The organism is Lysobacterales bacterium, assembly GCA_016721845.1.
In the GTDB taxonomy this organism is placed as follows: Bacteria; Pseudomonadota; Gammaproteobacteria; order Xanthomonadales; family Ahniellaceae; genus JADKHK01.
This window is the reverse complement of record JADKHK010000013.1, coordinates 821,492-842,097: the sequence shown is the minus strand read 5'-3', so window position 1 is coordinate 842,097 and position 20,606 is coordinate 821,492. Positions and strand designations below refer to the sequence as shown.

General features: G+C 64.0%; 20 protein-coding genes. 10 read left to right on the top strand and 10 right to left on the bottom strand.

The window, feature by feature from the left end:
• Positions 1–36: 36 nt before the first annotated feature.
• Positions 37–732 (bottom strand): GNAT family N-acetyltransferase, encoded by a 696-nt coding sequence (locus tag IPP28_11185; GenBank protein MBL0041581.1) that lies wholly within the window; start codon positions 730–732, stop codon positions 37–39.
• Positions 732–2,312: an MFS transporter gene (locus IPP28_11180; protein ID MBL0041580.1), complete on the bottom strand. Its 1,581-nt coding sequence runs from the start codon at positions 2,310–2,312 to the stop codon at positions 732–734. Before IPP28_11180 ends, IPP28_11185 begins: the two co-directional genes overlap by 1 nt.
• A gap of 95 nt (positions 2,313–2,407) precedes the next feature.
• Between IPP28_11180 and IPP28_11175 the strand changes: the two genes are divergently transcribed.
• Both IPP28_11175 and IPP28_11170 read left to right on the top strand, forming a co-directional pair.
• A complete protein-coding gene (locus IPP28_11175) occupies positions 2,408–2,773 on the top strand; it encodes a DUF861 domain-containing protein (GenBank protein ID MBL0041579.1) in 366 nt (121 codons plus the stop codon).
• Positions 2,774–3,001: 228 nt separating this feature from the next.
• A complete protein-coding gene (locus tag IPP28_11170) occupies positions 3,002–3,733 on the top strand; it encodes a nuclear transport factor 2 family protein (GenBank protein ID MBL0041578.1) in 732 nt (243 codons plus the stop codon).
• A gap of 11 nt (positions 3,734–3,744) precedes the next feature.
• Here the strand turns inward: IPP28_11170 and IPP28_11165 are convergent, their stop codons facing one another.
• The gene (locus IPP28_11165; GenBank protein ID MBL0041577.1) at positions 3,745–4,296 is read right to left on the bottom strand and encodes a DUF2062 domain-containing protein; all 552 of its coding nucleotides are present in this window, start codon (positions 4,294–4,296) and stop codon (positions 3,745–3,747) included.
• A 115-nt stretch (positions 4,297–4,411) separates the two neighbouring features.
• Between IPP28_11165 and IPP28_11160 the strand changes: the two genes are divergently transcribed.
• From IPP28_11160 to IPP28_11140, 5 genes are read left to right on the top strand one after another with little or no spacing between them, the layout of a single operon-like run.
• The gene (locus tag IPP28_11160) at positions 4,412–5,020 is read left to right on the top strand and encodes a rhomboid family intramembrane serine protease (protein MBL0041576.1); all 609 of its coding nucleotides are present in this window, start codon (positions 4,412–4,414) and stop codon (positions 5,018–5,020) included.
• 59 nt (positions 5,021–5,079) lie between these two features.
• Complete coding sequence (locus IPP28_11155; protein ID MBL0041575.1) at positions 5,080–6,204, top strand: MlaE family lipid ABC transporter permease subunit; 1,125 nt, start codon at positions 5,080–5,082, stop codon at positions 6,202–6,204.
• A gap of 2 nt (positions 6,205–6,206) precedes the next feature.
• Positions 6,207–7,004, top strand: coding sequence for an ABC transporter ATP-binding protein (locus tag IPP28_11150; protein MBL0041574.1), 798 nt, complete (start codon positions 6,207–6,209; stop codon positions 7,002–7,004).
• Positions 7,005–7,973: an MCE family protein gene (locus tag IPP28_11145; protein MBL0041573.1), complete on the top strand. Its 969-nt coding sequence runs from the start codon at positions 7,005–7,007 to the stop codon at positions 7,971–7,973. It begins immediately after the preceding gene.
• On the top strand, positions 7,970–8,563 hold the full coding sequence (locus IPP28_11140; protein ID MBL0041572.1) for a hypothetical protein: 594 nt from the start codon (positions 7,970–7,972) through the stop codon (positions 8,561–8,563). The genes IPP28_11145 and IPP28_11140 overlap by 4 nt, the downstream gene beginning before the upstream one ends.
• Positions 8,564–8,567: 4 nt before the next feature.
• Here IPP28_11140 and IPP28_11135 read toward each other — a convergent pair whose 3' ends face one another.
• The 3 genes from IPP28_11135 to IPP28_11125 form a co-directional block, all read right to left on the bottom strand.
• Positions 8,568–8,729 (bottom strand): hypothetical protein, encoded by a 162-nt coding sequence (locus tag IPP28_11135; protein MBL0041571.1) that lies wholly within the window; start codon positions 8,727–8,729, stop codon positions 8,568–8,570.
• Positions 8,730–8,816: 87 nt separating this feature from the next.
• Positions 8,817–9,257: an SRPBCC family protein gene (locus IPP28_11130; protein ID MBL0041570.1), complete on the bottom strand. Its 441-nt coding sequence runs from the start codon at positions 9,255–9,257 to the stop codon at positions 8,817–8,819.
• Positions 9,254–9,997 carry a sterol desaturase family protein gene (locus IPP28_11125; protein MBL0041569.1) on the bottom strand — a complete coding sequence of 248 codons (744 nt, stop codon included), beginning with the start codon at positions 9,995–9,997 and terminating at the stop codon, positions 9,254–9,256. The genes IPP28_11130 and IPP28_11125 overlap by 4 nt, the downstream gene beginning before the upstream one ends.
• A 111-nt stretch (positions 9,998–10,108) precedes the next feature.
• On the opposite strand from IPP28_11125, the gene IPP28_11120 reads away from it, so the two are divergent.
• Both IPP28_11120 and IPP28_11115 read left to right on the top strand, forming a co-directional pair.
• The gene (locus IPP28_11120) at positions 10,109–11,119 is read left to right on the top strand and encodes an AraC family transcriptional regulator (protein MBL0041568.1); all 1,011 of its coding nucleotides are present in this window, start codon (positions 10,109–10,111) and stop codon (positions 11,117–11,119) included.
• 62 nt (positions 11,120–11,181) lie between these two features.
• Complete coding sequence (locus tag IPP28_11115) at positions 11,182–11,712, top strand: transposase (GenBank protein ID MBL0041567.1); 531 nt, start codon at positions 11,182–11,184, stop codon at positions 11,710–11,712.
• A 75-nt stretch (positions 11,713–11,787) separates the two neighbouring features.
• Here the strand turns inward: IPP28_11115 and IPP28_11110 are convergent, their stop codons facing one another.
• From IPP28_11110 to IPP28_11095, 4 genes are all read right to left on the bottom strand, one after another.
• Positions 11,788–12,843 carry a 2-oxoacid:ferredoxin oxidoreductase subunit beta gene (locus IPP28_11110; GenBank protein MBL0041566.1) on the bottom strand — a complete coding sequence of 352 codons (1,056 nt, stop codon included), beginning with the start codon at positions 12,841–12,843 and terminating at the stop codon, positions 11,788–11,790.
• Positions 12,840–14,705, bottom strand: coding sequence for a 2-oxoacid:acceptor oxidoreductase subunit alpha (locus IPP28_11105; protein MBL0041565.1), 1,866 nt, complete (start codon positions 14,703–14,705; stop codon positions 12,840–12,842). Before IPP28_11105 ends, IPP28_11110 begins: the two co-directional genes overlap by 4 nt.
• Entirely contained in the window at positions 14,669–16,492 is a 1,824-nt protein-coding gene (locus IPP28_11100) for an FAD-dependent oxidoreductase (protein ID MBL0041564.1), read from the bottom strand. Before IPP28_11100 ends, IPP28_11105 begins: the two co-directional genes overlap by 37 nt.
• 94 nt (positions 16,493–16,586) lie before the next feature.
• Positions 16,587–18,980 (bottom strand): response regulator, encoded by a 2,394-nt coding sequence (locus IPP28_11095; GenBank protein ID MBL0041563.1) that lies wholly within the window; start codon positions 18,978–18,980, stop codon positions 16,587–16,589.
• A 113-nt stretch (positions 18,981–19,093) separates the two neighbouring features.
• Between IPP28_11095 and IPP28_11090 the strand changes: the two genes are divergently transcribed.
• A complete protein-coding gene (locus IPP28_11090; protein MBL0041562.1) occupies positions 19,094–20,467 on the top strand; it encodes an exodeoxyribonuclease VII large subunit in 1,374 nt (457 codons plus the stop codon).
• Positions 20,468–20,606: the final 139 nt, after the last annotated feature.

Below are 20,606 nucleotides of genomic sequence, written 5' to 3'. Positions count from 1 at the left end.
CGCAAACGCAGGCGTTCGCCGGAAACGCATCGCGCATCAGGCGGTGCGCGACACGACCCGGCATGCCAGGCGCTGGTGATGGCGGAATCCCATCCGCTCGTAAAGGGCGCGGGCGTGGGTGTTCTCGGCCATCACGTGCAGGAAGGGTGTCTGCCCTCGCCCGATCTGGATGCGCAGCAGTAGATTCATCAGCCGACGCGCAAGGCCGCGACCCTGGGCATCGGGGTGCGTGCAGACGGCGCTGATCTCACGGAGCGCCCCGGCGTGCATGCGTTCGCCGGCCATCGCCAGCAGGCGCTCGCCGTCAAGGATGCCGTAGTACTCGCCGAACGCGATGGTGCGTTCGGCAAAGGGGCCGGGATGTGTCAGTTCGGTCAGCGCGATCATGCGTGCGATGTGCGCGCCGTCGAGCCGCACGATATCGCTCGAGTCCATGGCTTCCGGTGCGGCATGCGGCCAGAACAACTGGTCGACCTCGGCATCGACGTCGACCGTCCATCCCGCCGGTGGCGGGCCCTGCCAGCCCAGCACGTAGAAGTGCTCGTCCGGCGAACAGAACGGTGCCAACGCTGCAAAGGCCGGCGCCTCGCGTTCGCGGGCTCCGATCAGTTGCGAAAACCCGGGCGCGAAACGGCGGATGCGCTCCGTGCCCGCGGCCAGGTGCGACTGCGGACCGATCAGGCTGTGCCAGACGATGTTCGACAGCGGATCAAGCAGCGACGAAGCCGGCATCAGATCGACCTGTAGTTGTCCTGCATCGGATACACGCGCGCATACAACGCGAAGATCGCGGCGCAGACGAGGGCAAACCCGGCGAAGAAGAACATCAGGAAGGCATTCGCGCTGAGGCCCAGTTCACCGACCTTCGCGAGCACCGCAGGATGCTTGATGCTGCTGTTCGCGAGCAGCACCCAGAGGTTGCCGATGGTCACCGCGAGATACCAGAACGCCATGATCACGCCTTTCATGCGCGCCGGCGCCTGGCTGTAGGCGAATTCGAGTCCGGTTGCGGACACCAGCACCTCGCCGAACGTGAGCAAGGCATAGGGCGCGATCTGCCACGCCAGCGAGACCGAATCACCCTGGTCCAGCCACAACTGGAGGATGCCGGCGAATACCCAGGCCACACCCGAGAACGCGATGCCGAAACCCATTCGACGCAATGCCGTGACTTGCAGCCCGATACGGTTCAGCAACGGATACAGCACGACGTTGTTGAACGGGATCAGCAGCATGACCAGGATCGGGTTGAGCGCCTGCATCTGCGCCGCGTCCTTGACCAGCATGCTCGGCCACCACCACACATCCTGCGGCATTGCCATGCTGTTGCCCTGCAGCACCCAGGTCGACGCCTTCTGATCGAACAATGACCAGAACGGCGTCGTCAACGCGAACACGATCAGGATCCGCAGCACCGCGCGCACGCCATCGACCGCTTCGTCCGGGTGCAATCCGCGCGCACGTTCGAGTTGCAGCGAGGTACCGATGCCGCCGAGCGCAATCACGAACACGATGGCGAGGCAGAACGCGGAAACGAAGCCGATCTGTCCGATGAAGAAGAACGACGCAAGCGCCAGTGCGATGCCGAGCCAGCCCAGCAAGCTTCCCGGATTCGACTCGCCGGCGCGCTTGCTCTTCAGCGCGGTCAGCGACACGTTGAGGAACGCGTCCGGGTCGCGCGGCGCCGGTGCCACATGCACGTATTTCCTGCGCCCGAGCCAGAAGAAGAACGTCGCGATCACCATCAGCACGCCAGGAACGCCGAATGCCACGCCGGGGCCGTATTCGCGCAGGAAGATCGGCATGAACAGCGACGCGAAGAACGAACCGAAGTTGATGATCCAGTAGAACGCGTCGAAGACCAGTTTGGCCTTGTGCTTGTTGCTCTGGTCGAACTGGTCGCCCATGAAACTGGCGACCAGCGGCTTGATGCCGCCGGAACCGAGCGCGACCAGCGCCAGTCCGCTGTAGAAGCCGATGCGGCTTTCCACGAAGAACGCCAGCGAGAACTGGCCGATGCAGTAGAGGATCGAGAACCAGAAGATCGTACGGTACTTGCCGAACACGCGATCGGCGAGCCAACCGCCGAGCAGCGGGAAGAAATACACGCCGATCACGAAGGTATGGAAGACCTCCTTCGACATCGCCGCGCGTTCCGACTCCGGCAGATACGCGAGGATCATGCTCGAGATCAGGAAGTTCGTGAGGATGTTGCGCATCCCGTAGAAGCTGAAGCGTTCGCAGGCCTCGTTGGCGATGATGTACGGAATCTGGCGCGGCATTCGGCCGCTGTCGGGGGTCGCTGTGCTCATCGAATGATCGCCGTGGGGTATTCGGCCTGCGAGTGTAGGATCGAAGCCACGCATCGCAAACACCGGATGACGCCACCCACACACGAGCCTGCATCATGTCCAAGCACGCCATCCGTTTCGACCTGCATCCGGTCGAACCCGAGTTCGACCATCCGCGCCCCGAACGCCTGCTGTCCGGCAATCCGCAGCGAAGCACCTGGAACCACTACACCAATGCCAGTGGCGAAGTGTTTGCCGGAATCTGGTCGAGCGAGGTGGGCAGCTGGCGCATCGCCATGGGCGATCGCGAGGACGAGCTGTTTTTCGTCACCGCAGGCCGCTGTCGTCTGACTGCGGATGACGGTCACGCGGTCGAATGCGGCGTCGGACAATCGCTGCTCATTCCGGCCGGTTTCAACGGCGTGTTCGAGGTGCTGGCGCCGTTGACCAAGCACTACCTGATCGTTGATCGTCGCAGCTGATTCGAATCGCTATCAGACGTTGCAGCACTAGGAATGTGAACTATTTCACATTTCGTTGACTCCCCATTCAGGCGGGCGCAGACTCGTTTTTGCAGGGAAAGCATCGTGCTTTCCCGCACTGGGGAAGGGGATTTTATGAGAACCGTGTTGCCGTTGGCCGTCTTGGCCATGACGTTTGCAGCTGCGTCCGTATCCGCCGATTGCCCACCCGCCGAGCAAGCGGCCCTCGTGAAATTCGACCATGACTGGGGCGACGCGGCCATGGCCGGCGACGCTGCCAAACTGGGTGCCATGCTCGCGGACGATTTTCGCGACCTGTCGCCCGATGGTGGCGACGGCAAGGCCGCCAACATCGCGGCGAACGTCAAGAATGCGGCAGCGCCACAGGCGGCTGATGCGCCAAAGGCCGTGTCCGACAACTACATCATCCAGTGCAGCGCGAGCAGCGCGACGATTACCCATCGCTCGGTGTTCCCCTACAAGGACGACGCCGGCAAACCGCAATCCTGGTACCGCCGCTCGGTCCACACGCTGGAAAAACGCAACGGGCAGTGGGTCGTCGTCGCCACCATGGCTGCCCCCATGCATGACAGTGATGTCCTGCGCTATCTGGAACGCGACTGGGCGGCGGCCGATGTGGCGAAGGATGCCAGCTGGATCGAGAACAACTATGCCGATGACTTCGTTGGCGTCAGTGCCCGCTCCGGAAAATTCAGCTCCAAGGCGGAAGACCTCGCTGACGTGAAGACGAACAAGGCCACGACCTTGGCCGCCAGCGTTTCCGATCTGGCCGTGCGCAAGGAGGGCGATGTCGCCGTGGTCACGGGTGAATACCATGCCAATGGCAAGGACGAAAAAGGTGTCGACTTCACCCGCCACCTCGCCTTCACCGATGTCTGGAAGAAGAAGGATGGACGCTGGTTGGTCTGGACGTCGCAAGGCACCCTGATCACCGAGTGATCGCCTGCGCATCAGCCGCGGCGATGGTCCGCGGCTGATGTCGCCAGTCGGGCGCGGAACCTGCGCGCTTCCCACGCCAGCAGTCGCCATGCGATGTCCAGCAGCATCGCGATGACCAATCCGACCACGATCCCGCCGAGCACGAGTGCATTCACGCTGCTGGCGATGCCGGCATCGACTGATCCGTAGCCGGTGACATCGATCAGCCATTGACCGACCGTGTGGGTGAGCAGGTAGAGCGGCGCCAGCGTCAGCGGATTGGTGATCATCTGCAGCGCCACGATCACCGTCAGGTTGGCACGCACGACCATGGCCGCGAGCGCGGCAATGAAGATCTGCAATCCGTAGGTCGGCATGAATGCGAGCACGCTGCCGACATACAGCGCCGGCCAGACGTGTTCGTACTTGAAGGACCACAGATAGGGGCGCGCCCGCGCGGCTTCGGCGAAGCGACGAATCACCGGATAGCGACCGACGTTCGCACGTCGAGGCAATGCGCGCAGGACGCGCCGCAGGCGCTTGCGGCGACGCAGCCATTGCTGGTGGATGACGGCATGCGGCATGGACGGACTTCTCGCGAACGCCGACATCGTAACGACAACCTCCGCGTCCTGGCGATGCCGATGCAGGTCGTCATCGTGCAGGCATAATCACGACCGTCCCCCTGCCTGGATCCGCATGTCCTCGTCCCTGCTCCGCTTCCATACGCCGGTCGTCAGCCGCAGCCTGATCGTCGCTTGCGTGATCGTCTTCCTGCTGCAGGCGCAGATTCCCGAACAACTGGTGATCGATGGCGCGCTGTGGCCGCTGGGTCCGGAGTTCGCGCCCTGGCAAGTGCTGAGTTACGCGTTCCTGCATGGTGGTCTCACCCACCTGCTGTTCAACATGCTCGGCCTGCACATGTTCGGCAGCGACGTTGAGCGCATCATCGGTCCCGCCCGATTCGCACTGCTGTATGTCGCCAGTGTCGTCTGCGCGGCTCTGGCACAGCTTGCGGTCAACCACATCACGGCCTCGCCGTGGCCGACCGTTGGCGCGTCCGGCGGGCTGTTCGGCGTGATGCTGGTGTTTGCCCTGCTGTTTCCGAAGGCCAAGATCGTGCCGCTGATCCCGCCGATCCCGATGCCGGCCTGGCTGTTCGTGACGCTGTATGCCGGCGTCGAGCTGTGGATGGGCGTGACCGGCACGCAGCAGGGGGTCGCTCATTTCGCCCATCTCGGCGGACTGGTCGGCGGCGCACTGGTCTGGCTGTACTGGCGCGCCGAGTTTCATCGCCGGGCGGCTTGAGCGCGCGGCCAGTTGACGCCCGTCATGCGCAGTCGCAGTGAAGGCACTACGATCCGGCCATGACTACGGCGCAACTGGACTGGCGCGAATCGGATCTCGGCGAGGCCGTGCTGGCGGTGCGGGGAACTTGCACCATGCAACACCTGCCGGACCTGCTGGCGCGCATCGATGCACTGCAACGTCGGCCATCCACGCTCGATCTGTCCGGTGTCGAAGCCCTGGATTCGGCCGGAGCGCTGGTGTTGTTGCGCTTGCTCGATCGCCCTCCCCGATACCGCGATGCGGTCGCGCGCATCGCCCATGCCCGCCCCGAGCATCGGGCCCTGATCGAGCTGGTGGCCGAACGCGCCGGCGTCGCGCCGCTGCCGGTGCAACCGCGGAGCAGTTGGCGCGAATGGATGGCGCAGTTCGGCGAGTCCGTCAGCGGCATTGCCGCGCATGCCTGGCAACTCGCCGGGTTCTTCGGCACCGTCAATGCATGCTTTTGGGCCATCATCACCGGTCGCCGCAAGCTGCGCATGACATCGGTCGTGCATCACATGGAACGGACCGGACTCGATGCCGTACCGATCGTCGCCCTGCTCTGCTTCCTCGTGGGCGCCGTTGTCGCCTTCCTGTCGGCGACCGCGCTGCGCGATTTCGGTGCCTCGATCCTCACGGTCGAAATCGTCTCGGTGAGCTTCCTGCGCGAGTTCGGCGTGCTGCTGTCGGCCATCCTTGTCGCCGGTCGCTCCGGCAGCGCGTTCACCGCCGAAATCGGCTCGATGCGCAGCCGCGAAGAGATCGATGCGATCCAGGCACTGGCGCTCGATCCGATCGAATTGCTGGTGATCCCGCGCCTGGTCGCCTTGCTGATCATGCTGCCGGTCCTCGCCTTCATCGCGATGCTGTCCGGCATCGTCGGTGGCGCCCTGGTCGGGGCCATGGCCCTGGATATCTCGCCGATGATGTTTTTCGTGCGCATGCAGGACACCACCGAGCTGTACTACCTGTGGCTGGGATTGCTGAAAGCGCCGGTGTTCGCGTTCCTGATCGCCTGCATCGGTTGCCTCGAAGGCTTGAAGGTGTCGGGCAGCGCCGAATCGGTCGGTCGCCACACCACGTCCTCGGTGGTGCAGTCGATCTTCCTGGTCATCGTGTTCGATGCATTGTTCGCGGTGCTGTACATGCAACTGGACCTGTGACGATGAGTGCAGCGATCGACGATGCGGTGATCTCGGTGCGCGGCTTGCGCAACCGCTTCGGTGCGCAGGTCGTGCACGAGGGTCTCGACCTCGACGTACGTCGCGGCGAAGTGCTCGCCGTGATCGGCGGTTCCGGCGCAGGCAAGTCGGTGTTGCTGCGCTCCATCATCGGCCTGCAGCATCCGGCGGCCGGTGACGTGCGTGTGTTCGGCACCGACCTGCGCAATGCCGACGCCAGCCTGCGCGCGTCGGTCGAGCGGCGCTGGGGCGTGATGTTCCAGGACGGTGCGCTGTTCTCCTCGCTGACCGTGCTCGAAAACATCAAGGTGCCGATGATCGAGCAACAGAAGTTGCCGCTCGACCTGATGGATGAACTGGCCCGGCTCAAGATCGCCCTGGTCGGTTTGCCGGCCGACGCGGCGTACAAGGTGCCGAGCCAGTTGTCCGGCGGCATGCGCAAACGTGCCGGCATTGCGCGCGCCTTGGCGCTGGACCCCGAGATCCTGTTCCTCGATGAACCGACCTCGGGCCTGGACCCGCTCGGTGCAGCGGGTTTCGACGAGCTGATCGTGACCTTGAAGCAGAGTCTCGACCTCACCGTCTTTCTCGTCACCCACGATCTCGATTCGATCTACACCTGCTGCGACCGCGTCGCCGTGCTGGTCGACCGGCACGTGGTTGCGGTCGACACGCCGGCGCGAATCAGTGAGCATCCGCATCCGTGGATACAAGCCTGTTTCCGCGGCCCGCGCGGACGCAATGCCGAACGCGCCCTGACGTTGCGCATGCAAGGAACCTGAATGGAAACGCATGCCAGATTCTTCCTGATCGGACTGTTCTCGCTGGTCGTGACCATCGCGCTGGTGCTGTTCGTGCTGTGGCTCGGCAAACTGCAACTCGATCGCGATTATCAGGAATACGACGTGCGTTTCCATGAATCGGTGACCGGCCTCAGTGTCGGCGGCCTCGTGCAATATCACGGCATCCAGGTCGGCGAAGTGCGTCGGCTCAGCCTCGATGCAAAGGATCCGCGCGAGGTGCGGGTGCGCATTCGCGTCGCGGCGGAGACGCCGATCAAGACCGATACCAAGGCCCAACTCAGTTACACCGGGCTGACCGGCGTCGCGGTGGTCGAGATGTTCGGCGGCACGCCCGAAGCGAAGCTGCTGCGCGAGGTCGACACCCGCCACGCCCCCGAGATCGATACCGTACCCTCGACGCTGAGCCAGCTGATGAGCGGCGGCAGCGGCGCGATGCACAGCGCGCAGGAAGTGATGGCGCGGATCGCTGAAGTGCTGAGTGACGAGAACATCGGTCGCGTCTCGACCTTGCTCGACAATCTCGCGTCGGTCAGCGACGAAGTGAAGACCGATTACCCGGCCTTGCGCGAGGCGCTGGCGGATGCGCGCGAACTGGAGCAACGCCTGGCGTCCGCGGCCAAGCGTGCGGATGCACTGCTGGCGCAGTTGCAGGAAGGTGTCGCCAGCAAGGACGGACAGCCCGGCACGGGTTTGATCGATCAGGCGCGTGAAGCCGTTGCGGAAATCCGCTCCGCCGCGCGCGAGGTCGACGCCTTCGCGCAAACCGGCAAGTCCACCTTCGGCAGCCTTGATACCCAGGCTCGCAACGAGCTCGCGGCGACCTTGCTGTCGCTGCAGCAGGCCAGCGACAACCTGGTGCGCATCACCCAGAAATTCGATCAGGGACCGGCCGATTATGTGCTGGGTGGCGAAACCCTGCCCGTCTATGTGCCGGAGAAGCAAGAATGAACCGCAGCATCGTCCGCAACGTGCTCGTTGCGCCGGTCGTCCTCCTCGGCGGTCTGGCACTGTCGTGCTGCACCCTGATCCAGCGCCCGGAGCCGCTCACGACCCTGCAGCTCACGCTCGCGGATGCCGGTACCGCCTGGCCGGCGACCCTCGCGCCCGGCAAGGTCGATGCCACGTCCGCGCTGCGCAGCAACCGTGTGCTCGTCGTCGACCGCGCCGTGCTCATGCAGCACGACGGTTTGCGCTGGGCCGATACGCCCGCGGTGATGCTGTCGGAACAATTGCGTGTCGCGCACGCCCGCAGCCGGGAGGCCACGGCGGCCGTCGCGGCGATCGATCTGTGGCTGACCGAGTTCAATCTGCGTGTAGAGCCCGATCACTCGAACACGGTCGCGGTCACCGCGCAGGCCAGCTTGCGCTGCATCGGCTCGGATCGCATCCTCACGGTTCCACCGGTATCGGCCAGCGCCGACCCGGCCAGCCACGACCCACAGGCACTGGCCGAAGCATTCGAACGTGCCAGCGCCGACGTCGTCTCGGCACTGCTCACGCAATCAGCGGTACGCGCGGCGGACTGCGCGACGCCTTAGGGCGTCAGCCGTTCTGCGTCGGGGACTGCGGCGCGCCGCCTTCCGGCTTGCCGGTCTCGCCCGCATCATCGGACTTGCCGGTCTTCTTGCGCAGCTTCTCTTCCTTCTTCTTCTTCTGCGCCAGCTCACGCTGTTTCTTTGCAAACGCATAATTCGGTGCGGCCATCGCTGATCCTCTGGTGTGGCGAATTGAAATATGGCCGCAATAGTCCCACGCGCGCGCCGCTGCGCCTACCAAAACTTTCTGAACCCGTCACCGCTCGAAACGGCGCCGCAGGCAGTGCAGCGCCTGACGCGATTCAATGCGCACCTTGGCCCAGCCGATGGTGGCGTTGAGCAGGCGCAGCGACCACGGCCGCAACCTGTAGCTCAGCGTGCGTGTGTAACGCGTGCCTTCGGGCACCGGCGCAAACTCGTAGCGGAGGTGGACCGTGCTGCCGTCGTCCATCGTCGCGGCGGCGATCCAGCACCGTGGCGGATCGGCTTCGAGCACACGCCAGTGCAGTGTCTTGCGGAGGCCGACGCTCTTGATCTGTTCGCGAAAACGGTCGCCGACGCGCATCGACGCCTCGGCATGCGCCTCGGTGCCGAGTGAGGCATGGTGCCATTCGCGCCAGCGGGCGGGTCGGGTCAAATCGTCGTAGACGACCTCGGGCGGCGCGCGCAACACGGTATGTGTGGTGTGCGTGGTCATGACGACTCCGCCCGCCCCTCGACGGTCTCAGGGCGGACGAGGTCTGGCACGCCTATCTGCCCCGGCATCCGCGCACCCGCGTCGATCGGTTCCCAATACAAGGTGCCGAGCAACCAGTCCGTCAGCGGGAAAACCAGGTTGAAGTTGCAGTCGCGCATCAGCCCGCGTCGATGATGCAGTCGATGCAGTTGCGTCATCTGGCGGAGCCAAGGCAGCCGCGTCACGCCATGGTCCGGCGGCAGGTGTTCGATGGCATGGAAGATCTCGTAGGTCAGGTAACCGGCCAGCAAGGTCGCTGCAAACAATGCCCCCGCATCCATGCCGACGACGTGACCGACCACGAGGTAAGCGGGCGCGGCGATGCCAATCGAGAACAGCACGATCAGCCAGGCCGGAAAGAAGATGACGCGCCAGTCGCGGGCCTGTTCGAAGGTCATCCTGGTCTCGACGAAAAAGCTGTGGTGATCGCCGGTGTGGCGTCGGTAGAACAGTCCGCCGAGCCAGGTCTTGTGATGGCCGAAGCCGCGATGCACGGCATATTCGCCGAAGTTGAAGACGACCAGTCCGGCCGGAATCGCGAGCCATTCCCAACCACGGATCGCATCGATGCGCGTGATCAATCCCGCCAGCACCGCGATGCCGTAGGCGAACACGAAGCCGCCGTGCAGCCAGGCGTTGTAGCGGGGGCTGATGTCGGCGCGATAGCGCGATCGAAACGCGTCGGTGTCGTGCGTGGGCATGCGCGGTGCTCCTGCAGGCATGGACGGAGCATGGTCGCGATGGCGCCGGGACGCATTGACGGCAGACGCAATGACATTGACATTTCGCGCCAGCAGGCCTAATCAGGCGACATGCTCGATCCGCGCACCATCGCCAACGCCTATGTGCGGACCCTGCTCGGGGTGATCGAGGCGTGCGGCGTCGCGGCGGATGAGGTGCTGAGCGGCACGCGCGTCGATATCGCGACACTGGATGCCCCGAACGGTCGCGTCGGGGTCGAGGACATGCACCGCATCTGGGCGCGCGGATTGGCGTTGACACGGGATCCGCTGCTCGGACTCAAGGTCGCAGACGCAACCAAACCGACGACCTTCCGCGTGCTCGGCCTGGCGACGATGAGCAGCGCCTCGCTCGCCGATGCGCTTGCGTTGATGCTGCGTTATCACCGACTGGTCAGCGAGTCCGGGGTGATGACCACCGAGACGCATGCGAATGGCGACGTGTCGATCCACTACAGCGCGAAGCTGATGCGCGTGCAGCAGTTTCCGCAGCAGGTCGAGGCCATCGTCGGCGGCATGTGCGTGATGGCGCGCTGGCTGGCGGAACGTCCGCTCGCACCGGTCGCGGTGAGCTTCCGGCATGCGCCGCTCGGCGATGGGTCGGCCTATCGACAACTGTTCGGCTGCGACGTGCAATTCAACGCACCGGCACACACGCTGCGTTTCGCCGCCGCCGATCTGGCCCGCCGCCTGCCGCAGGCCGATGCCGAATTGCACCGCATGCATTGCGATCTGCTCGACCGCCAGCTCGACGGCCTGCCGCAACCGGGCCACGTCACCGCGTTCGCGCAGCAATGGCTACCCGCACAACCAGCCGGTCGCATGCGCATCCCCGATCTCGCCGCCGCCCTCGGCATGAGCGTGCGCGCCGTGCAGCGGCAGTTGCGGCACGAAGGCCAGTCCTGGACCCACCTCGTCGATACCGCCCGCAAACACGCCCTCGAACAACTCCTGGCCCAAGGCCTCACCCTCGAAGCCGCCGCCCAACACCTCGGCTACCACGACGCCAGCAGCCTCAGCCGCGCGGCGAAGCGGTGGTTTGGGAAGACGGCGGGAAAAGTTCGCTCCGAGGCGAAGGACTGACACACCAAAACGTAGGCTGGGTTGAGCGCAGCGAAACCCAGCAATTGCCGTACCCTTCAGCAATGCGAACTTATCGCAGGACCTGGTCCCCAGGCAGCACCTACTTCTTCACCGTCAACGCCGCAAATAGCCGCGACAACGATCTGCTCGTCCGCCATGTCGATGTCCTGCGCGACGCATTCCGCGCCGTACGCGCAAGTCATCCCTTCGAACTGTCCGCCATCGTCGTGCTTCCGGATCATCTGCACTGCGTATGGCGCCTTCCGGAGGGTGACACGAACTACCCAACGCGTTGGCGCCTGATCAAGTCCCGCTTCTCACGCGCGATTCCGGCCAACGAGCATGTTTCGCCAAGTCGCTGGAAGAAGTCGGAGCGTGGGCTGTGGCAGCGAAGGTATTGGGAGCACCTGATCCGCGACGAATTGGATCTGCACCTTCACCTCGACTACATCCACTTCAACCCGGTCAAACACGGATTGGTTTCGCAAGTGCGCGATTGGCCGCATTCGAGTTTTCACCGCTTCGTCGACGCGGGCCACTATGAGGTCGACTGGGGTGCTTCGCAGGAGATCACGAAGTTGTCGTTCGAGTAACCGATGCTGGGTTTCGCTGCGCTCTACCCAGCCTACGGTGCTCGTCGCGCCTCCCGGCATCACTGCAGAACACCGTTAGCGCAACCGCTGATTGATCTTGTCCAGTGCCGCCCTGCCGGGGTTTAGGTCCTTGGCGGTGAGGGTGTTGAGCGGGATGTCGATGGTGTTGAGGTGTTCGTGCAGGTCCTGGGCATCGTTGTCGACGTAGAGCAGGCCGGTGACGACTTCGCCTTCGGCCTGGTGCTTGGTGATGTAGTTCATCGCGCCGATCTTGTTGTGCGGGTCGTAGTCGCGATGCAGCTTGCGCAGCAGCAGCACGGTGCCGTCGTGTTGCTCGACTTCGATGACCTGCCCTTCCGCGTAGTCGACGACAATCTCTTCCCGCGTCGGGATGAAGTCGATCCGGTTCACCGCCTCGTTGTGCTCGCGCACGTAGTCGTAGCTCTTGGTGCTGCCCGGGTGGTTGTTGAACGCGACGCAGGGACTGACGATATCGATGAAGGCCGCGCCCTTGTGCGCGATCGCGGCCTTGATGATCGGCACCAGTTGCTGTTTGTCGCCGGAAAATCCGCGTGCCACGAAACTGGCGCCCATCTGCAGGGCCAGGCTCACGGTGTCGATCGGCGTATCCGAATTGACGACGCCCTTCTTCGACTTCGAACCCTGGTCCGCCGTGGCCGAGAACTGGCCCTTGGTCAGCCCATACACGCCGTTGTTTTCGAGGATGTAGACCATGTTCACGCCGCGACGCATCACGTGCGCGAACTGGCCGATGCCGATCGAGGCGGAATCGCCGTCGCCGGACACGCCCAGATACAGCAGCGCGCGATTTGCCAGATTCGCGCCGGTCAGCACCGAGGGCATGCGCCCGTGCACGGTGTTGAAGCCGTGCGAATTGCCGAGGAAGTAGTCCGGCGTCTTCGACGAGCAGCCGATGCCCGACAGCTTCGCGACGCGATGCGGTTCGACATCCATCTCCCAGCAGGCCTGGATGATGGCCGCCGAGATCGAATCGTGGCCACAGCCCGCGCACAGCGTCGACACGCGTCCTTCGTAGTCGCGGCGGGTACGGCAGACCTTGTTCTGCGCAAGGCTGGGATGATGCAACTTCGGTTTGGCGAGATAAGTCATGCCCGGCTCCCTGCACGCATCTGTTCGGCAATCGCGGCGGTGATGAAACGGGCGGTGATCGGCGTCCCGTCGTAGTGCAGGATCTTCGGCAACCGCTGCGGTGCGATCTCCAGTTCGGTGATCAACATGCCGCGCAATTGCGCATCGCGGTTCTGTTCGACCACGAAGACCTGATCATGCGCGTCGATGAACTCGACCACGCTGTCGGAGAACGGAAACGCCCGCAGCCGCAAGGCATCAAGATGCAGACCCATCGCCTCCAATGCCTCCAGCGCCTCGTGCATCGCCGGACTGGTCGAACCGAAATAGAGCACGCCGAAACGCGTCGGTGCTGCGGCCGGACGAATCACCGGCTGCGGCACCAGCGTCTTCGCGGTATCGAGCTTCTTCAGCAGGCGATGCACGTTGTACAGATAGTCCGGACCGGTTTCGGAGTACTGCGCGTAGGCATTGCGAGTAGTGCCGCGGGTGAAAAAGCCGCCCTTGCTGGGGTGCGTGCCCGGATAGGTGCGGAACGGGATGCCGTCGCCGTCGACGTCGAGATAGCGCCCGAAGTCGCGACCGGCATCGAGTTCCTCGGCCGTCATCACCTTGCCGCGGTCGTATTCGCGCGTGTCGTCCCAGTCGAAGGGTGCGCAAAGGCGCTGGTTCATGCCGATATCGAGGTCGGTCATCACGAACACCGGCGTCTGCAGGCGATCGGCCAGATCCAGGGCCGCGGCGGAATGATCGAAACATTCTTTCGGATCTTCCGGGAACAGCAGGATGTGCTTGGTGTCGCCGTGCGACGCATAGGCACAGGAGACGATGTCGGCCTGTTGCGTGCGCGTCGGCATGCCGGTGGATGGCCCGCCACGTTGCACGTTGATCAGGGTGATCGGGATCTCGGCGAAGTAAGCGAGGCCGAGGAATTCGGTCATCAGCGACACGCCCGGGCCCGATGTGGTCGTGAACGCGCGTGCTCCGTTCCAGCCGGCACCGACGACCATGCCGACCGAGGCGATCTCGTCTTCGGCCTGCACGATCGCGTAGCGGTTCTTGCCGGTCTCCGGATCGACACGCAGCTTCTGGCAGTACGACTGGAAGGCCTCGGCGAGTGAACTCGATGGCGTGATCGGATACCAGGCGCACACGGTGGCACCGCCGTAGACGCAGCCCAGCGCAGCGGCGCTATTGCCATCGACGAAGATGCGGTCGCCGACCTGGTTCGCGCGCTTCACGTTCAGCCCGATGCGACCGATATGTTTCGTTGCGTAGTCGCGGCCGAGATGCAACGCCTGCACATTCGAGTCGAGCAGTTTTTCCTTGCCTTTGTATTGTTCGGTGAACAACTGCTCGATCACCGCCGGTTCCATGTCCAGCATCACCGACAAGGCGCCGACGTAGAGGATGTTCTTGAATAGCTGCCGTTGCCGCGCATCGGAATAGGTGGCGTTGCAGATCTCGGTCAGCGGCATGCCGATGACGGTAATGTCGCTGCGGAAACGCGAGGCCGGCAAGGGCTTGCTGCTGTCATAGAACAGATAGCCGCCGGGTTCGATCTCCTTGAGGTCGCTGTTCCAGGTCTGCGGATTCATCGCGACCATCAGGTCGACACCGCCGCGTCGACCCAGCCAGCCGGCCTCGGTGACGCGGATTTCATACCAGGTCGGCAAGCCCTGGATGTTCGACGGGAAGATGTTGCGCGGGCTGACCGGCACGCCCATGCGCAGGATCGCCTTCGCGAACAGTTCGTTGGCGGAGGCCGAACCCGAGCCGTTGACGTTCGCGAACTTGACGACGAAGTCGTTGGTCGCGGTGAGGGATTGAGGTTTCAATTGTGCGTTCATGCCGCCGCTCCGAGCTTGGCCTTGCTGCGACATCCGGGCCCGGCCTTGGTGGTCTCGAGCAAAAATTTCTGCATGTCCCAGGCACCGGTCGGGCAACGTTCGGCACAGAGTCCGCAATGCAGACACACGTCCTCGTCCTTGACCATGACCCTCCCGGTCTTGACGTTGTCGGACACGTACAAGTCCTGGGTCAGGTTCAGCGCCGGCGCGGTCAGGCGCTTGCGCAACTCCGGCTCGTCGGCATTGAAAGTGAAACTGATGCTGTCCATCGGGCAGATGTCGACGCAGGCATCGCACTCGATGCAGGCGTCCTTGATGAACACGGTTTGCACGTCGCAGTTGAGGCAACGTGCCGCTTCCTTGCAGGCGGTCTGCGCGTCGAAGCCGAGTTCGACTTCGACCTTGATGCTCTTCAGCGTCAGTTCCTTCGGCGCCCACGGCACGACGTAGCGTTCGTCGCGGGTGATCTCGTTGTCGTAGCTCCACTCGTGGATGCCCATCTTCTGCGAGGCCAGGTTGACCATCGGCGGCGGCCGTTCATTGACGTCCTCGCCTTGCAGGAACTTGTCGATCGAGACGGCGGCCTCGTGACCGTGCGCCACCGCCCAGATGATGTTCTTCGGCCCGAATGCGGCATCGCCCCCGAAAAAAACCTGCTTGACCGTCGACTGCAGCGAGTCCTTGTCGAGTACCGGCAGGCCCCACTGATCGAACTCAAGCCCGATGTCGCGCTCGATCCACGGGAACGCGTTCTCCTGCCCGACTGCAATCAAAACGTCGTCGCAGTCGACCCGCACGTCCGGCTCCCCGGTCGGCACCAAGGTACGCCGGCCCTTGGCATCGAACTCGGCGCGCACGATCTCGAAGGTCATCGCGACCAGCTTGCCGTTCTCGTGCTCGAAGGTCTTGGGGACGTGATAGTTCAGGAACGGGATGCCTTCGTGCTGCGCATCCTCCTTTTCCCAGGGCGAGGCCTTCATTTCCTCGTAGCCGGAACGCACGATCACCTTGACGTCGTCGCCCCCGAGCCGACGCGCGGAGCGGCAGCAGTCCATCGCGGTATTGCCGCCACCGAGCACGATCACCCGGCGACCGATCCGTTCGATGTGCTGGAACGAGACCGAGGCCAGCCAGTCGATGCCGAGATGGATGTTGGCCGCTGCTTCCTTGCGGCCGGGCAAGTCCAGATCGCGGCCGCGTGGCGCACCGGAACCGACGAAGATCGCGTCCCAGCCCTGCCCGATCAGTTCCTTCAGCGAATCGATGCGGGTGCCACCGCGCAATTCGACACCGAGGTCGAGGATGAAATCGCATTCCTCGTCGATCACCGATTCCGGCAACCGGAAGCGCGGCACCTGGGTACGCATGAAACCGCCGGCCTTCGGGTCGGCATCGAAGACGGTGACCGCATAACCTTCGAGTGCGAGATCGCGCGCCACCGTCATCGATGCAGGACCGGCGCCGATGCAGGCGACACGCTTGCCATTGCGCGCCTTCGCCTTGGGCATCTGCGCGCTGATATCGCCCTTGTGGTCGGCGGCGACGCGCTTGAGTCGGCAGATCGCGACCGGTTCAGGCTTCTCGCCATTGCCCTCCTCGACCCGCCCGCGTCGGCAGGCCGGTTCGCACGGACGATCGCAGGTGCGGCCGAGCACGCCCGGGAACACGTTCGACCACCAGTTCACCATGTAGGCGGCGTCATGCTTGCCGGCGGCGATCAGGCGGATGTATTCGGGCACCGGCGTATGCGCCGGGCAAGCCCATTGGCAGTCGACCACCTTGTGGAAATAGTCGGGCTTGCGGATATCGGTCGGACGCATGCTTCTCCCCATCAGACGACAGACGAACGCAACACGGAAGCGACAGCAACAACGATTCGAGTCTAGCCCGAAAGCGCTCTCCGGCAACCGCTATTCAGGATCGGACTGGCGCCGCAGTCGCGGTGAGTGTCGAGCCCCACGTACCCAATGCGTCACCGACGACGTAGTGCACGCCATCTCGAAACAATTCGACCAGCGGCGAGGGCTCGTCGACGCCGCACATGACCACGAGTTTGCCGTGCTTCAGCGACTCTGCGACCAGACGGGCACGCGACTCACGCCAGCCCTGCAACGTCGTGTCCCAGTCAATCAGATTCGCATAGACACTTGGCAGACGGCACAAGCGTTGCTGGTCGCGACCGAAATCGCTGAAGCCGGACAGACACAGGCGTACACCCGTCGTCTGGATCAACTCCAGGGCACGGCTCGCACGCGGCACATCCTCGACCAGTTGCCCAGCATTGAACACCAGCGCCAACGCGTCCGCATCACATTGCAGGCCGTGCAGGTCGGCACCCAGCCACTGCGGGAACGCAGGGTCGAACAGGCTATCGATACTCATTGGCAGCAGCAGCCTAAGTTCTGGCTGGGCACCCAACTCCAGGCAGGCCCGCTGACCGAGCGCATGGACCTGCCAGCGATCGACGGCACGCGTCACGTTCAATGTTCTCGCGATCGGCAGAAACGTGTCGCGCTCGATACGCAGGGCTTGAGAAGCCTTCGGTGCGACCAGCGCGAAATCGGCGAGATATTGGCTGCTCAACTGTCCACGCAAGGGCAATAGAGCGCGGAACCGGAATTGCGTCGTGTCGGCAATCAGCGGCCGCCGGAGGATCGCATGCGCGAGCCGCACCTCCGGCGTGACCTGATCATCGTCGCTAGTCCGCGTCATCCATTCGCTACGACCGCCGCCCTGCTCATGCGCGACTTGTAAGGCATCGCCGACGCCGCTGATCAAATCATCGACCTTCACACCCGGCGTGTCTGCACGCGCACCACCCAAGGAAAAACTCATGCGCACCGCCGCATCGACCGACAACCAACCACGTCCGGACAGCCGCGCACGCAGATTTTCCGCAGCAATGCGCAAGGCGCCCTCGCTCGACACCGGTAACAGCAACACGAAACTGAATTCACCAAGGGCGCAGACGCCGGACTTCAACGCCGGCTCGCTGGCGATGGTCGTGCCAATCTGCTGGGCGAGATCACCGGTTCGCACGAAGCCAAGCCGCTTTGCCAGCGTCGGTACGTCATCGACACTGAGCATGATCAGTCCGACGCAGTCGCCCAATTCGCCGCGACGGGCACGTTCGATCTCGTGGACCAATGTGGCGCGGTCGATCCGGCCGGAACGCGAATCGACCGCCGAATCCAGTGGCAGGCCAGTCGCGGCAAGCTTGCGTGCCCGACCCATGCGACTTGTGACCGATGACAGCAGGTGCCTCGGTTTCATCGGCTTCGCGAGAAAATCATCGCCGCCCATCCGGATGGCGTCGAAGCGCTTGTCGATGTCTTCCTCGCCGGACATGAAAACGATCGGAGTCAACACCATGTCGGGTCGCTCGCGGATCAGTTGCGCGACTTCGATACCGTTCATGTCCGGCAGGTACAGGTCCAGCAGGACGAGATCCGGTTTGTAGGCGCCGATCGCATCGAGTCCGTCACGCGCGCAGTGTTCGATCCGCGCGGAGATGCCCCTGTGGGCCAACACATTTGAGCAGAACATCGCCATCGAGGCATCGTCGTCGATGATCAGTACGCGCGCGTCTTCGCGCCGCTGGCGCAGGAAGAGGCCCATTAGCCGTTCCACGGCACGCAATGCGTCTGCACCTTCCAGCACGTCATCGGCGCCATTGCGTTGCGCGAACAGGCGCTGACGCACATCCGAGCCATCACACAACGCGAGCACCGGCGGCCGTCGCCGCTCGGGTCCGCCGGCACGCTCGGCTGCTTCAACCATGCGTGCCATACCCGGCGTAAATCCTTCGTCGACGATCAGCGCATGTGGCGGCAGGCTGCGTGCCTCGGCGATGGCCCGATTCAGATCGCTGAAACTGCGAGTGACGAAGCGCTCATGCGCAAGTTGCTGCATCAGTCCGGGCAACTCACGGTCGTCGGCGCGCAGGTAGTACACGATGCGATGCTGGCTCGCCTTTGCAGCCGGGACCGGCGTTCCGCTGGGCGTCGCTGCACCGGACACCGCAGCGAGGCGCTCCAACAATCCACGCGCCCGCTCCCGCTGAACAGGATTCGCGACATTACCGGACTCGACCAGAGCCGAGAGATATACCGCGAGTTCGAGCGCCGCACCGGACATCGCGTTCGCGTCGGGCAAGTCGGCTGCGGCGGCGAGATTGTCGACCTGCTCATACAGCTGTGCGATCTCGACCACCGGCCAGGCATCGACCAGAACCAATCCCCTTGTCGCGAGTTCTCGCGCGTGTGATGTCAACTTTCGCAATGCTGCCGATGTCGAACGTTCGTTCATCGATCGAATCTCGCCGGGCGCAAGGATTACGTCAAGCATGATTTAGGTTGAAGGCGCACCTGAATGCATCGACCCGCCGCGAGGCAGCCGCTAAGCTCCCAAGTCCGTCCGCGGTGCCCGCTGTGTCCGATTCCTCGCTACTGCAACGAAACACCCTGACGCCAACGACGTTGAATGCCGAAGTGCGTGCGGCGCTGGAGCAGGGTTTTCCGCTGTTCTGGATCGAGGGAGAGATCTCCAACTTCCTCAAGGCGAAGTCCGGGCATCTGTATTTTTCGTTGAAGGACAGCGCTGCCCAAGTGCGTTGCGCAATGTGGCGGCCGCGCGCGATGCTGCTGCGCTTCGCACCCGCCGACGGCCAGCACGTGCTGGCGCGGGCACGCGTCACGCTGTACGAACCACGTGGCGAATTCCAGCTGCAGGTCGAGCACCTGGAACCCGCCGGACAAGGTGCGTTGCAGCGCGCCTTCGAGGCGCTGAAGGCGCGACTGGCCGGCGAAGGCCTGTTCGACGCCGGTCGCAAGCGCGGCCTGCCGGCCTTTCCGCGCCGCATCGCCATCGTCAGTTCGGCCAGCGGCGCCGCCATTCGCGACGTCGTCAGCGTGCTCTCGCGACGTTTCCCTTTGCTTGAGGCCGACCTGTTCCCGAGTCTGGTGCAAGGTGCCGAAGCGCCGGTGCAGCTGCGACTGCAGCTGGACCGGATCGCCGCCCTGGGTCGCCATGATCTGGTCCTGCTCACGCGGGGTGGCGGCTCGATCGAAGACCTGTTCGCGTTCAACGATGAGGCGCTGGCGCGTCGAATCGCGACGATGCCCATGCCGCTGGTATCGGCGGTCGGGCACGAGGTTGACTTCACCATCGCCGATTTCGTCGCGGACTTGCGCGCTCCGACACCTTCCGCTGCAGCGGAACTGATCGCGCCGTCCAGCGATGCGTTGCGGGATCGCCTCGATGCGCTGCAACGTCGACTGCAGCGTGCGGTCGGTCATCGACTCGATCGCGATGGCCAGCGGGTCGACCGTCTGCTGCTGCGACTGCAGGCGCGGCATCCGCTCGCGCATCTGGACCGGCTCGGCGATCGACTGCGCAGCAGTCATGCGCGTCTGGTCCGGCTGCCCGCGCCGCTGCTCGCGCAACGACGGCAGCGCCTGGCGCAGCTGCATCTGCGCCTGCAACGGGCGGCGGCGCTGGAGCGCATCGCCCTGCTGGGTCGGCGTGCCGAGCATGCCCGCCATCGCTTGCAAGCGGCCTGCGTGCGCGGCATTCAGCATCAGGTGACGCACCTGGCCGGTCTTGCCCGCTCGCTCAACGCCCTCAGCCCGCTGTCGACGCTGGAACGCGGCTATGCCATTGCCTTCGACGGCGACGGCCGCGTCGTGCGGTCGGTGGCGCCAGTCGGCGTCGGCGATGGGTTGCGTGTCCGACTGCATGATGGAGAGGTCAACGTATCCGTGCGATCGACCCGGCGGGACGCGACACCGTCCTGACCCTGCCATCGGTTGGGGTTCCTTACCGTGGATTCAGCCTGATTTGGTGTTATGGTTAGCTACATCACCATTCATCTTCAGGGGCATCTCATGAGTGCGGTTCTACCCTCCGATTCAATCGAAGTCGCGACTCGAACAT